The 13,144-nt window shown below is 73.5% G+C and carries 12 protein-coding genes and 1 pseudogene; 9 read left to right on the forward strand and 4 right to left on the reverse strand.

Going from position 1 to position 13,144, the window contains the following annotated elements; genetic code table 11:
* The first annotated feature begins 90 nt into the window (after positions 1-90).
* Positions 91-2,163 carry a SpoIIE family protein phosphatase gene (locus ACLJTM_RS10200; RefSeq protein WP_411103126.1) on the forward strand — a complete coding sequence of 691 codons (2,073 nt, stop codon included), beginning with the start codon at positions 91-93 and terminating at the stop codon, positions 2,161-2,163.
* Positions 2,164-2,339: 176 nt separating this feature from the next.
* Positions 2,340-2,828, forward strand: coding sequence for an isochorismatase family protein (locus ACLJTM_RS10205; protein ID WP_411103127.1), 489 nt, complete (start codon positions 2,340-2,342; stop codon positions 2,826-2,828).
* Positions 2,829-2,888: 60 nt separating this feature from the next.
* On the opposite strand, the gene ACLJTM_RS10210 is transcribed toward ACLJTM_RS10205, so the two are convergent.
* The gene (locus ACLJTM_RS10210) at positions 2,889-3,101 is read right to left on the reverse strand and encodes a hypothetical protein (RefSeq protein ID WP_411103128.1); all 213 of its coding nucleotides are present in this window, start codon (positions 3,099-3,101) and stop codon (positions 2,889-2,891) included.
* A gap of 265 nt (positions 3,102-3,366) precedes the next feature.
* On the opposite strand from ACLJTM_RS10210, the gene ACLJTM_RS10215 reads away from it, so the two are divergent.
* The 7 genes and pseudogenes from ACLJTM_RS10215 to ACLJTM_RS10245 all read left to right on the forward strand — a co-directional run bounded on the left by ACLJTM_RS10215 (position 3,367) and on the right by ACLJTM_RS10245 (position 8,307).
* Positions 3,367-3,783 carry an SsgA family sporulation/cell division regulator gene (locus tag ACLJTM_RS10215; RefSeq protein WP_411103129.1) on the forward strand — a complete coding sequence of 139 codons (417 nt, stop codon included), beginning with the start codon at positions 3,367-3,369 and terminating at the stop codon, positions 3,781-3,783.
* Between the two features lie 112 nt (positions 3,784-3,895).
* A complete protein-coding gene (locus ACLJTM_RS10220; RefSeq protein ID WP_411103130.1) occupies positions 3,896-4,312 on the forward strand; it encodes an ATP-binding protein in 417 nt (138 codons plus the stop codon).
* A gap of 209 nt (positions 4,313-4,521) precedes the next feature.
* A pseudogene (locus tag ACLJTM_RS10225) lies at positions 4,522-5,862 on the forward strand (sulfatase).
* 33 nt (positions 5,863-5,895) lie between these two features.
* Positions 5,896-6,873 carry a formylglycine-generating enzyme family protein gene (locus ACLJTM_RS10230; RefSeq protein ID WP_411103131.1) on the forward strand — a complete coding sequence of 326 codons (978 nt, stop codon included), beginning with the start codon at positions 5,896-5,898 and terminating at the stop codon, positions 6,871-6,873.
* A gap of 145 nt (positions 6,874-7,018) precedes the next feature.
* Positions 7,019-7,231, forward strand: a complete 213-nt coding sequence (locus ACLJTM_RS10235) for a hypothetical protein (RefSeq protein WP_411103132.1) — start codon at positions 7,019-7,021, stop codon at positions 7,229-7,231.
* 55 nt (positions 7,232-7,286) lie between these two features.
* Positions 7,287-7,697, forward strand: a complete 411-nt coding sequence (locus ACLJTM_RS10240; RefSeq protein WP_411103133.1) for a VOC family protein — start codon at positions 7,287-7,289, stop codon at positions 7,695-7,697.
* 124 nt (positions 7,698-7,821) lie between these two features.
* A complete protein-coding gene (locus ACLJTM_RS10245; RefSeq protein ID WP_411103134.1) occupies positions 7,822-8,307 on the forward strand; it encodes a helix-turn-helix transcriptional regulator in 486 nt (161 codons plus the stop codon).
* 452 nt (positions 8,308-8,759) lie between these two features.
* Here the strand turns inward: ACLJTM_RS10245 and ACLJTM_RS10250 are convergent, their stop codons facing one another.
* The 3 genes from ACLJTM_RS10250 to ACLJTM_RS10260 form a co-directional block, all read right to left on the reverse strand.
* Positions 8,760-9,581, reverse strand: a complete 822-nt coding sequence (locus ACLJTM_RS10250; RefSeq protein WP_411103135.1) for a YceI family protein — start codon at positions 9,579-9,581, stop codon at positions 8,760-8,762.
* A 99-nt stretch (positions 9,582-9,680) separates the two neighbouring features.
* Positions 9,681-12,239, reverse strand: a complete 2,559-nt coding sequence (locus ACLJTM_RS10255; protein ID WP_411103136.1) for an MFS transporter — start codon at positions 12,237-12,239, stop codon at positions 9,681-9,683.
* Positions 12,240-12,397: 158 nt separating this feature from the next.
* A complete protein-coding gene (locus ACLJTM_RS10260; RefSeq protein WP_411103137.1) occupies positions 12,398-12,838 on the reverse strand; it encodes a MarR family winged helix-turn-helix transcriptional regulator in 441 nt (146 codons plus the stop codon).
* Between the last annotated feature and the right edge of the window lie 306 nt (positions 12,839-13,144).

Consider the following 13,144-nt stretch of genomic DNA (forward strand, 5'->3'; position numbering starts at 1 on the left):
CCCGCGGGGCGGACGTACGGCCCCTGGCCGCACACCGTCCGGTCCGCTTCAGTGGAGGGTCGCGCCACCTATCCGGACGGACATCCCCAGATGAACCTTCGGCCCGAAACACCCGGACCCGCTGCTCCTGCCGGCCCGACCGACGACCGCACCCCCCGCCTGCTGGTGGACCTCTCGAACGACCCGGGGGGAGCCGGGACGATCCTCGACGCCGACCCGCAGGCCCGCGCCCTGCTGGGGCTGGACCCCGGCGGGTCGGCCGCGGTGCGCCTCGCCGACCTCGCGCCGTCCGGCCACGCCGGATCGGTGTCCCGGCTCCTCCTCGACGTCACCACGCCGGCCCCCGCAGCCGCGCCCGGCCCACCGGTGACCCGCAGCCCCCTCCTGCTGCGCGGCAGGGGCGAGGCCGTGCTGTGCCTGGTGTCGGCGTGGCCCGTCGAAGGACCCGCCGGGCAGCCGGCCGCCGTCGTGGAACTGGAGCAGCCCGCCGCCACCGAATGGGAGAGCTGGGCCGTCCTGCACGCCATGGCCGCGCTCCGCGGCCAGTCCGTCTGGGCCTACGACGAGGAACACGACCGGTTCTGGTGGGTCGAGAACTCACTGGAGTACAGCAGGCACCAGAGCGCCGGCGTACGGCGGCTGGACCAGGTGCTCGACCAATTGCACCCCGAAGACGTGGCGCACGTCGAAAAGGCCTTCTGGGCACTGCGCCGGGGCGAGCGCGAGGTGGTCAACATCAGCTTCCGCCACCCCGACGGGCAGGGCGGCTACCGCTGGCTGCGCTCGGTCTCCCGCATCATGCGCATCGGGTTCGACGGGACGCGCCGCATCGTGGGCTCCACCTCCGACCACACCGCCGCCGTCGAACACGACCTGGCCGTCTCCCGCGAGCACACCCGGCAGAGCCGGCTGGTCCGCGAGCTGGCCGCGGCGTTCGTGGCGGCCCAGACGGAGGAGGAGCTCACCGACGCCATCCTGCACAAGGTGGCACCCGCCTTCGCGGGAACCGGCACCCTGCTCGCCTTCGTCGAGAACGGGCGGCTGCGGGTCACCTTCGGCGAGGGCATCGACCCCGCCATGGCGCGCTCCCTGCACGGCATGGGGCTGAACGCCCCCAAACCCCTGGCCCATGCCATCCGCACCGGACACACCGAGGTCATCGGCTCCCGCGAGGCCTACCGCGCGGCCTGGCCGCAGGCCCACGGCCTGCTCGACGCGACGACGGCGCAGTCCTTCCTGATGGTGCCCTTCGCCGCCGAACCCGGCAGACCCCTCGGCGGCTGGGTCATCACCTACGACGCCCCGCACCGCACCACCGAACCGGAACGCACCCTGCTCGACGTGATCGCCGAACTGGCGGGCCAGGCCTGGGAGCGGATCCGCCTGAGCACCGCCCGACTGGAACTGGCGGGCGCCCTCCAACGCGACATGCTCCCGGCGGCGCTGCCCCGCATCGAGGGCTTCGAGATCGCCGCGCGCTACCTGCCCGCCAACGAGGGGCTGGAGGTGGGAGGCGACTGGTACGACGTCATCGCCCTCCCCGACGGCGGGGTCGCCTGCATCATCGGCGACGTGCAGGGCCACAACATCCAGGCAGCCGCCCTGATGGGCCAGGTCCGCACGGCCATGCACGCCTACGCCTGGGAGGACCCCTCGCCCGACCGCGTCCTGGAGCGGACGAACGAGCTCATGCTCCAGGTGGGCGCCGCCGGTTTCGCGACCTGCCTCTACGCGCTCCTCGACCCGTTCGGCCGGATGCTGTCGGCCCGGGCGGGCCACGTCCCGCCGGTCCTCTGCGGGGCCGACGGAGCCACCGCGCCGGAAACGCCCGGCGGGCTCCCGCTGGGCGTGCAGCACGGGACGAGGTATCCGCTGTCGCAGAGCCGGCTGGCCGAGGGGGACACCCTCGCCCTGTTCACCGACGGGCTGGTGGAGGGGCCCCGGCTCAGCGTGGACGAGGGTACGGACCTGGTCTGCCGGGCGCTGGAGCGATCCCGCGACGCCGCGGCCGAGGAGATCGCGGACTCCCTGATGACCTGCGCCCGGGCCACGCACCACGAGGACGACCGCGCCGTCCTGGTGGTGCGCCGCCTCCGGGGCGACGCACGACGCACCGGCGACGGCTCGGCGACGACGGCGGACCCGGCGGCCCCCGCGGAGTGAAGGCCGGCCCGGCCCCCGCGGGGTGAGAGCCGGCCCGGCCCCCGCGGGGTGAGAGCCGGCCCGGCCCCCGCGGGGTGAGAGCCGGCCCGGCCCCCGCGGGGTGAGGGCCGGGCCGGCCCCGGAGCGCGGCCGGGCCGGCACCGGACTGCGCGCGGCCCTGGCCTACCATCGGCCGCGTGACCTCCGCGCTGCTCCTCATCGACCTGATGCCACGCATCATCGCCCTGCCCGTCGCCCCGCACTCCGGCGAGGAAGTCCTGGCCCGCTGCCGGCGGCTGGCCCGGGCGTGCCGCGCCGCCGGCCGCCCCGTGGTGCTGGTACGGGTGGAGCGGCCGGACACGGCCGAACAGCCGCCCGGCAGCGGCTTCGCCGACGGCCTGGAAGAAGCCGGCGACGCCGTGGTCGTCAAGCGCACCGTCGGCGCCTTCTACGGCACCGGCCTGCACGACCTGCTGCGTGGGCTGGGCGTGGACACCCTGGTGCTCGCCGGACTGGTGACCACCATGGGCGTCGAGTCCACCGCACGGGCCGCCAGCGACCACGGCTACGAGCTGGAGTTCGTCGCTGATGCGATGTCCGGGTTCACCGCCGAGGAGCACGAGTTCACCGTGGAGCGGATCTTCCCCCGGTTCGGCGAGGTACGGGACACGGCCTCCTACACCTGAGCCCCCTGCCCGCCGCCCGCTCCCGGTGCCTGGACCGGCCCCGGCGCCTGGACCGGCCGGTCAGGCCTCGCGGCCCAGGACGCGGCGGGCCGCCTCGGCCTCGGCCGCGGACGGGGACAGCTCGTCCAGGGTGTCGAGCTCGTCGTCCGACGCCAGCTCCCGCTCCCAGGCCTCCGCGAGACGCTCCTGCTCCGCGCGCGGCCTGCCGCCGACGGATTCCCGGTGCCCCGGGTCCAGGGCCGCGAGGAAACGTCCGACCGCATCAGACGGCATGCCGTACTCCTTGTCGCCGGTACCGGGGGTGGAGGGACGCGAGCGGTCGGCCGCCCGCACGGACCAGCTTGGCCACCGGCGCCGCGGCGGCCGCCCCGACACGGCCCTGCCTCTCGAATGCCGCGCGGGGAAAGCCCGTTCGGCGGTACCCACGGAAGAGGGGTCTCTTTCGGCAGACCCCACGCGGTTCCCCCGGATGGTGGAGTGTGGGCTGCTGGTGCGGGGGCATACGAGGACCGCCGAGCTGCTCATATTCCGGAGGTCCGTGTTGCTGTCCCGTGTCGCCGCCCTGATCGCTGTCCGCTTCGAAGAGCCCGCCGGGGACGGCATGCCCCTGCATGCCCGCCTGTCCTACGAACGCGAGGACCCGTTCGCGGTGCGGGCCAAGTTCCTCGCCGGGCACGAGGTGATCGCGACCTGGTGCTTCGACCGGCAGATGCTGGCCGAGGGCCTGCACCGGCCGGTGGGGGAGGGGGACGTGACGTTCCGCCCGCAGTGGTCGGCGGGCGGAGAGGCCGTACGCGTCGAACTGCGTGACGGCGGCGGCTGCGGCGCGGGAGCGGTCCTCTTCGTGGACGCCCAGGCCCTGGAACGCTTCCTGGACATGACCTACGCCGTGATCCCCGCCGGAGCGGAGTCCGTCGACGTGGACGCGTTCCTCGAAGAACTCCTGGCCCGCTGAACCGGCCCGCGGGCCGGGCGTGTGCAGCAGACCATCCGGGGCAGGCGAAGGCTACGAAGAGGCAGGCGGCAACCGGCCGTTGCACGGCGAGACGGAGGAGGAGGTGGGCGACGTGACCGTCAAGGCGTTCGGCTGGGCGCGCTCCTTTCCCATCGCGGAAGGCGTACGGGCGGCACGGAAGTGGACGGCGGAGCACCTGACGCAGCTCCCCTGGGCCGAGGAGTCCCCGGACACCGTCGACTCCGTCCTCCTCACCGTCTCCGAGCTCGTCACCAATGCCCACCTGCACGCGGGAGGCGCCGCACACCTGGTGCTGTCGTGGGACGGCAGCTGTGTCCACGTGAGCGTGGCCGACACCGACCCCCGGCTGCCCAAGCCGCGCGAGGCGGCAGCGGGCGCGACCTCGGGCCGTGGACTGGGCATCGTGGCCACGCTGGCCGACTCCTGGGACGTCCACGCCAGTCACGGCGGCAAGGCCATCACCGCCTGCTTCCACCCCGACGGCGGCCCCCACCCGTCCACCGGCTGACCGGCCGCCGACCGCCGTCACCGGCGTCCGCGCCCCCCCGCAACAGCCCTGCCACGGCACTGACATGCTGCGGCCACAGCGCTGCCGCACCCCGCTCCTAAGGTCTTCCTGGATACGCCAGTCCTTCCGCCCGTATCAGGAGACGCCCCGTGAGCGAGCACCCCCGCACGTCCGTCGGCAGACGCGGATTCCTGGCCGGAGCAGCGGCCGTGGCCGCAGCCGCGGCCACCACGGGAACGGCCCGCGCGGCCGCTTCCGGCAACCCGGCCGCCACCCGCCCCAACATCCTGCTGATCGTCACCGACGACCAGCCCAAACAGACCGACTGGGCCACGCCCCGCCTCGTCGAATGGCTCGGCGGCCAGGGGGTCACCTTCCCGCACGGGCACGCCACCACCCCGCTGTGCTCACCGTCCCGTTCCTCGATCTTCTCCGGCCGGTACGCGCACCACCACGGCGTACGCAACAACAGCGCCTCGCACCGCCTGGACCAGTCCACCACCGTGCAGCGCCACCTCGCGCAGGCCGGGTACCGGACCGGACTGTTCGGCAAGTACCTCAACTCCTGGGACATCGCCGACAACCCGCCGCACTTCGAGGAATGGGCGCTGCTGCGGCCCGGTTTCAAGAACGCGACCTGGAACATCGGCGGCACCGTGCAGGAACTGCCCGGCTAGACCACGAACATCATCAGGAACCGCGCCCTGGCCTTCCTCGACGCGTCGGTCACGGACCCCCGGCCCTGGTTCGCCTACGTGTCCCCGTACGCCTCGCACGAGCCCAACACCCCGGCCGCCCAGTACGCCGAGACGCCCGTCCCCGCCTGGAACGGGCGGCCGTCCGTCCCCGAGGACGACCGCAGCGACAAGCCCGGCTACATCCGCAACGCCACCGGCACCCTGGCCGATGCCCGGGCCCTGAGACAGCGCCAGTTGCGCAGCCTGCTGTCCGTGGACGACGCCGTGCAGGCGCTGCGGGACAGACTCCGAGCCCTCGGGCAGCTCGAGAACACCCTGGTCGTCTACACCGCCGACAACGGCTACACCTGGGCGGACCACGGCTGGCTGAAGAAGTCGGTGCCCTACTCCCCGGCGCACGAAGTACCCTTCCACCTGTCCTGGCCGGCCGCCGGACTCGGCTCCGGAACCACCGACAACCGGCTCGTGGCCACCATCGACATCGCCCCGACCCTCCTTGACGCCGCCGGCATCACCCCCGAACACACCCTGGACGGGCAGTCCCTGCTCCGTCCGGCGGCCCGCGACCACCTGCTGGTGGAGTGGTGGAAGCAGGGCACCGGCGCCGACGGGCCCAAGACCTGGGCCAGTTACGTGGCCAAGGACAAGCAGTACACGGAATATTACGATCTGCACACCGATGCGCAGGGCACCGTCTCGGGCACCGGTGCGGTCGCCTTCCGGGAGTTCTACGACCTGGCGAACGACCCGCACCAGCTGCGGAACCTCCTGTACCAGGCGACCCCCGCACAGGAACGCGCCCTCGGCATCCCCGCCCTCGCGGCGGCCCTGGCCGCCGACCGCACCGGCTAGCCCGCCCCGCAGAGCACGAAGGAAGAGCGACCCATGACGGACAACACGGCGCACGGTGCGCAGACGGCACACGCCGTGAAGGCCTGCTGCACACCCGGCCGGGAGGCCGCCTCCTCCCCGGCCGCCCCGGCCGCCCCCGCGCCGGCCGTCCGCCGACGCGACCCGGCGGCGGAGCGGGCCGTCCGCGACCTCGTCGAGGTCGCGGGCGGCCGGTTCCTGATGGGGACCGACGATCCGGACGGCTTCCCGGCGGACGGCGAAGGACCGGTCCGGGAAGTGGCGGTCGCCGGGTTCCGCATCGCGCCGACCACCGTCACCAACGCCCGGTTCGCCTCCTTCGTCAAGGCCACCGGCCACGTCACCGACGCCGAGGCCTTCGGTTCCAGCTTCGTCTTCGCAGGCTTCCTGACGGAGCCCGTCGCCGCGGCCTCCCCCGCAGTGGCGGGCACGCCGTGGTGGCGGGCCGTCTCCGGCGCCACCTGGCGGGCCCCGGAAGGACCCGGCTCCACGTTCGCCGACCGGCAGAACCACCCGGTGGTCCACGTGTCCTGGAACGACGCCCGGGCGTACTGCTCCTGGGCGGGCACCCGGCTGCCGACCGAGACCGAGTGGGAGTACGCGGCCCGCGGCGGCCTGGAACAGGCCCGCTACCCGTGGGGCGACGAACTGCGGCCGGGCGGCCGGTTCATGTGCAACATCTGGAACGGTGACTTCCCGGTGCACAACACCCGGGCCGACGGCCAGGCGGGCACGGCCCCGGCACGCTCCTTCCGCCCCAACGGCTACGGGCTGTACAACACGGTCGGCAACGTCTGGGAATGGTGCGCCGACCCGTTCGCGCCGGGCCGGGGACCGGAACGCGCCATGCGGGGCGGGTCCCACATGTGCCACGACTCGTATTGCAACCGCTACCGAGTCGCGGCCCGCACCCGCAACACCCCGGACAGCTCGGCAGGCAACATCGGCTTCCGCGTGGCCGCCGACTCCCGCGGACAGGGAGCCGCCGGATAGAAGACCGCGGCCCGTCGGGCGGTCCGTGCCGGGGCGGACCCGGGTGTCCGCTCGGTCGACGCCCGCCGCAGCAGGGGTTTCCCTCCGCGGGCAGCGGGGCAGCCGCCCGGGTGAAGGGCCATCGCGAGCACGAAGGAGGCCCGTCATGGAGGACCAGGGAGGCGCGGGCGGAGCACCGCTGCACGGCGACACCGAGGGGGAAGAGCGCCGCAAGCCGCATGCCGTCCCGCCCCGCGCGCACCGCGGCACGCGCGCCGCGGACACCGACGAGGCCAGCCGCCTCGACCGGCCCGAGGACACGGACCGGCCCGGCGAGGACGGCCCTGCAGGAAAGGACCCGGGTCCCGCGGACACGTGAAACCGGTCAGGAATCGAGAAGCGCGGACCACGGCTCCACGCCTAGCCTGACCGACATGGACCTCACCCTGCACACCAGCGTCCTCCCGCACGAGGACCCCGACGCTTCCCTCGCCTTCTACCGCGACGTCCTCGGCTTCGAGGTCCGCAGCGACGTCGGACAGGGCAAGATGCGCTGGATCACGGTCGGCCCCGCCGGCCAGCCCGACACGTCCCTCCTGCTGGCGCCGCCCGCCGTCGACCCGGGCATCACCGAAGACGAGCGCCGGACCATCGCCGAGATGATGGCCAAGGGCACCTACGGCTGGATCCTGCTGGCCACCAAGGACCTCGACGGCACGTTCGAGAAGGTGCAGGCCGGCACCACCGACGTGGTGCAGGAGCCGACCGCGCAGCCGTACGGCATCCGCGACTGCGCCTTCCGCGATCCGGCAGGCAACTTGATCCGCATCCAGGAAGTCGGCTGACCGCCAGGTCCGCCCCAGCCCTCAGGCCACTGACCCCTCTCCGGGCACCGGGTCCGGGTCCCGCCGCGCGCTTTGGCGCGCGTCGGCCCCCGGTGCCCGGACGCACCCGTGAAGGAGCTCCCCCATGTGCCACCCGTCGTGGGGCCGTGCCCGCGCCGCCGCCCGGCACCTGCACGACCTCGCACTCCTGCGCCGCGTCCGGGACCGGATCGACCGGCAGTACGCACAACCGCTGGACGTCGAGGCGCTCGCCCGGGACGTGGACCTGCCCGCCGGCCACCTCAGCCGCCAGTTCCGGCGGGCGTACGGGGCCTCCCCGTACGCGTACCTCACGGCGCGGCGCGTCGAGCGCGCCGCGGTACTGCTGCGCAGCAGCGACCTCGGCGTCGGCGAGGTCGCCGCCGCAGTCGGCTGCTCCTCGCCGGGCACCTTCCGCACCCGCTTCACCGAGCTGGTCGGCATGCCGCCCGGCAGCTACCGGCGGCTGGCGGCGCAGGCCGGGCATGCTGCGCCGGGGGCGGCTGCGGGTGTCGCCGGCCCGGCGGCGCGGCCGGTCCTGCTGCGCGAAGTCCCGCCTGCGCAGCGGTTCCCTCAGCCCCGGCCCGCCTGACGGGTCCGCGCCTCAGGCGCCGCCGCCGGACCCGTCCGAGCCCGCCTAGGGGGCTGCGGCGGGTCCGCGGGGACGGCTGTGGCGGCCCGGGCCCGCCGGGCCTCCTCAGGTAGTCCAGGGCCTGCCCGCGCGTACTGGCTCGACGAGCACCTGCTGCTCCCGGTGCTGGACGGACTCGACGAGGTGCGGGAAGCGGACCGGCTCACCTGCGCCGGGGAACTCCGGCGCCTGCGCGCCCTGTGCCCGGCACGGCCGTCGGCTGCCGCACCGACCAGGCCGATCTGCGCCGCCTCGCCCGCGGTCTGCGCGCGCTGCGGTACGTGGAACTCCAGCCGGCGCACCGTCCGGGTGCGGGCGGCTGCGGCCCGGGCGGCCGGAGGAGTTGCTGCCCCGGGTGGCACCCGGCCCGGGCCGGGGCGCCTGACGGACCGCGGCCCACCCGCGCCGGATCCTCACGCTGCCGGCAGGCCGTCCCCCTGCACCGCCTGGATGTCCAGCTCCACCCTGAGCTTCGTGCCGATGGCGGCGACGCCCGCCTGGAGTACCTGGTTGTAGTTCATGGCGAAGTCCTCACGGTGCAGCTCGGCCGTCGCACGGAACGCCGCCCGGGTGCCGCCCCACGGATCGGCGCCCGTGCCCAGGTAGGCCAGGTCCAGGTCAACGGGACGCACCACGCCGTGCAGCGTCAGTTCGCCGTGCACGGTCCAGCGGTCGCCTCCGGCGGGAACCAGCCCCGTCGAGCGGTACGCGATCTCCGGGTACTCCTCCACGTCCAGGAAGTCCGGCGACTTCAGGTGGCCGTCGCGCAGCGCGTGCCCCGTGTCGATGGACGCGGCCCGGATCACCGCCTCCACCGCGGACGCGGACGCCCCGTCCGGCGATATGAGGATCCGGCCGGCGAACTCGGTGAACCGGCCGCGCACGCTGGAGATGCCCAGGTGCTGCGCGACCGCCCCGACGGAGGAGTGCGCCGGGTCGATCGTCCACGGCCCCGGGGGCGGCAGTTCCGCACCGCCCTGCCGGGCGAGCACCACGTTCCCGATCTCGGCGCGCCCGCTCGCGGTCACGATCGCGCTCGACGCGGCCGGGGCGTACCCCACCGCGGTGACGATCACCGTGTACGCCCCCGGCGCCAGCGGATGCGTGTCGCGCACCGCACCATCGCCGTCGGCCTCGGCACGCACCACCTGCGTACCCGTCATGTCCGTCACCGTGACGACCGCGTGCGATACGGCCCAGCCGTCCCGCGTGCGGATCCGTGCCGTCAGTCCCATCCCGTCCTTCTCCCTGCAACACTTCTCGAACCGGCCGGAGAGGGCCCGGCCCGTGGCGTGCGTTGCCGCTCGGTCCGCACGCCACGGGCCGGGGCCCGCCTACTCGCCGGGGTGGGCGAGTTCGATGTCGTGGCCGTCCACGCCCCGGCCCGACAGGGTCAGCGCCGAGGCCACCGGCGGGTACCCCGTCGCGATGACGGTGTACTCGCCGCCGTCCAGGTCGGCGAAGGCGTAGGCGCCGTCGCCGCCGGTCCGGGCGGTGGCGACCACGTTGCCCGCGGCGTCGACCAGCGTGACCCGTGCATCGCCCAGCGGTCCGCCCGGCGCCCTGACGACGCCCTGGACCTGCGCACCCGAGGTGAGCTCGACGTCGACCCGGGTGACGCCGGCGACCCCGACCTCCACCGGAAGCGCCGTCGGGCGGTGCCCGGAGGCGTTCACCGCGATGGTCACGTGGCCAGGGACCAGCTCGGCGAAGGTGAACTCGCCCTGGGCCCCGGTGGTCCCGGTGGCCAGCACCTCACCGCGTACGTCCGTCACGATGACCACGGCGCCCTGCACCGGCGCGCCGCCGTCGGCGGCCCGGACGAGCCCGCTCAGGCCGCTCGTACCGCTGAGCAGGATGTCGTAGGCGACGGGCTCGCCGTTCACGACGACCGTCGACGCCTGCGGCCGGAAACCGTCGGCGGAGGCGATCAGCACGTAGGAGCCCGCACCCGGCGCGTACACGGTGTAGGCGCCGTCGTCCCGGGCGACCGACCGGCCCAGCTGCCGCCCAGCGAGGGAGATCAGCGTGACGGCCGCCCGCGGTACGGGCGCACTCTCCGCGCCGCGTACCCAGCCACCCACTTCGATGCCCTCGGGCACGGGGGCCTCTCCTTCGTTCGCCGATGCCGGTGCCGGTGCCGGTGCCGGTGCCGCAGTCGCAGTCGCAGCCGTCGTGGCTGCGGGGGAGCTCTGGCGGGGAACGTCCGCACCGGCGGCCTCCGGGCCCGCTCCCGGCGCTTCGGCCTGGTCCTGGGCGGACTGGTCCAGACCGCCCGAGGTCCGCAGCGGAACCTCCTTGATGAAGAGAGTGACGAGGAAGGCGACGAGGGCCAGCGGCGCGGCGATCAGGAAGACGTCCGCGATGCCGTGGCCGTACGCGCTCTCCATCACGGTGCGCAGCGGACCGGGGAGGCTGTCCATGTCCGGGATGCTGCTGCCCGAGTTCGCCGCGGCAGCCGCCGCCGCGTACTTCGGGTCGAGCGTGGCGAGACCGTCCTGCGCGTAGCCGGTGATCCGGTTGGCCATCACCGCGCCCAGGGCGGAGACGCCGACCGCACCGCCGAGGGAGCGGAAGAACGTCACGGTGGAGCTGGCCGCACCGAGGTCGGACGGCGCCACCTGGTTCTGCGTGCACAGCACCAGGTTCTGCATCATCATGCCGATGCCGAGACCCATGAGCGCCATGAAGACGGCGATGTGCCAGTACGGGGTGTCGTAGCGGATGGTGCCGAGGAGACCCAGCCCGGCGGTCACCAGCACGCCGCCGCACAGCAGCCAGGCCTTCCACTTGCCGGTCTTGGTGATGACCTGCCCGGAGACGGTGGAGGAGACGAAGAGGCCGGCGATCATCGGGATCGTCATCACGCCTGACATCGTCGGGGACTTGTCCCGGGCCAGCTGGAAGTACTGGCTGAAGAACACCGTGCCGGTGAACATCGCGACGCCGACGAACAGCGAGGCGACGGAGGACAGGGCGATGGTGCGGTTGCGGAACAGCCGCAGCGGGATGATCGGCTCGCCGGCCTTCGACTCGATGAGGAGGAAGAGCAGTCCGAGGACGACGGAGCCGCCGACCATGGCGAGGGTCTGCCAGGACATCCAGTCGTACTTGTCCCCGGCGAAGGTGACCCAGACCAGCAGCAGCGAGACCGCGGCGGAGATGAAGAAGGCGCCGCCCCAGTCGACCTTCACCTCGCGCTTGACCACGGGCAGGTGCAGGGTCTTCTGCAGCACGATCAGCGCGATGATCGCGAAGGGCACGCCGACGTAGAAGCACCAGCGCCAGCCGAGCCAGTCGGTGTCGGTGATGACGCCGCCGAGCAGCGGGCCGCCGACGGTGGCGACGGCGAAGGTCGCGCCGAGGTAGCCGCTGTAGCGCCCGCGTTCGCGCGGGGAGATCATCGCGGCCATGACGATCTGGGCGAGGGCGGAGAGGCCGCCGACGCCGATGCCCTGCACCACGCGGCACGCGATGAGCGTGCCGGCGTTGTGGGACAGGCCGGCGGCCGCCGACCCCAGGACGTAGATGACCAGGGCGATCTGGACGAGCGCCTTCTTGCTGTACAGGTCGGAGAGCTTCCCCCACAAGGGGGTGGCGGCCGTCATGGACAGGAGGGCCGCTGTGACGACCCAGGTGTAGGCGGACTGGCCGCCCCCGAGGTCGCCGATGATCTGGGGCAGGGCGTTGGAGACGATCGTCGACGACAGGATGGCGACGAACATGCCGAGCAGCAGCCCGGAGAGCGCCTCCATGATCTGGCGGTGCGTCATCGGCGCGCTGTCGGGGCCGCCGGGGCGGCCCTCGTCATGGGCGCCGTGCCGGCCTCCGCCGTGGCTGCCGCCGGGCTTGGCGTGACTGCCCCGCACACCGGCTGGTGTGGTCGTTGCCATGGGCTTCCTTACGTTCTTCGTGCGGGTGTACGGGTGATCGGTTCTCCGCGTACGCGTCGCGTACGGGTGGGAATGGCGCGTCGGCACCGGGTCGCCGCCGCGGGACGGTCCGGCGGCGGGTCCCCGTACGTACGGGGACGCACGGGCCTGCGTCCGGCCTACGGCGCGGAACGGCAGTCGCCGAAGCTCGTGCGCAGCCGGTTCATCAGCTGGATGAGTTGGTCGACCTCGTCCGCCGACCAGTCGCCCAGCCGGTCCGAAAGGAGCCGTGAGGTGCGCCGGGAGAGCTTGTCGAGCTGCTCCTGCCCCGCGGAGGTGAGGTGCAACATGCGGGATCGCTTGTCCGCCGGGTCGGGGAGCCGCTCGATCCAGCCCCGGTCCGCGACGTGCGCGACATGGCGGCTGGTGACCGAGATGTCCACCGAGAGCAGCTCGGCGAGCCGGCTCATCCGCACGCCGCCGTGCCGCCCGAGGAGCGTCAGGACGGCGGCCGATCCCGCCGGACAGTCCTGGGGCAGGATGCGCCCCAGGTCCCGCTTGACCGCGCCGATGGCGCTGAGTTCGCGGGCCAGCTCCTCGTACTGGGCCTGTTCGGCCATGGCGCCTCCCCGCATCGTTGCTTTAGGCAACCGTAGGAGTGGTTGGTTGCTCCACGCAAACGAGGGGAGGGGTACGGAGCTAAAAAGTTGACAAAGGCAAGCATTGGCGAACGTAAACCCGCAGGTGAGGCGAATGGCTGCGGTGCTCCCCGTGATGTGGCAGGTAGGCCGGGGTTGGAGAACCACCGGATCGGAGTGGCGTTCGCATACATGTGCCTGCGCCGAGAATCGGGGCGGGTGGTGCGGTGCGGTGCGGGGGAGGGGGGGCGGTCCGGACGCGCGCCCCCCTGCCCCGCCGTCCGGTCG

The organism is Streptomyces sp. cmx-4-9 (assembly GCF_046548835.1).
Classification (GTDB): Bacteria; Actinomycetota; Actinomycetes; order Streptomycetales; family Streptomycetaceae; genus Streptomyces.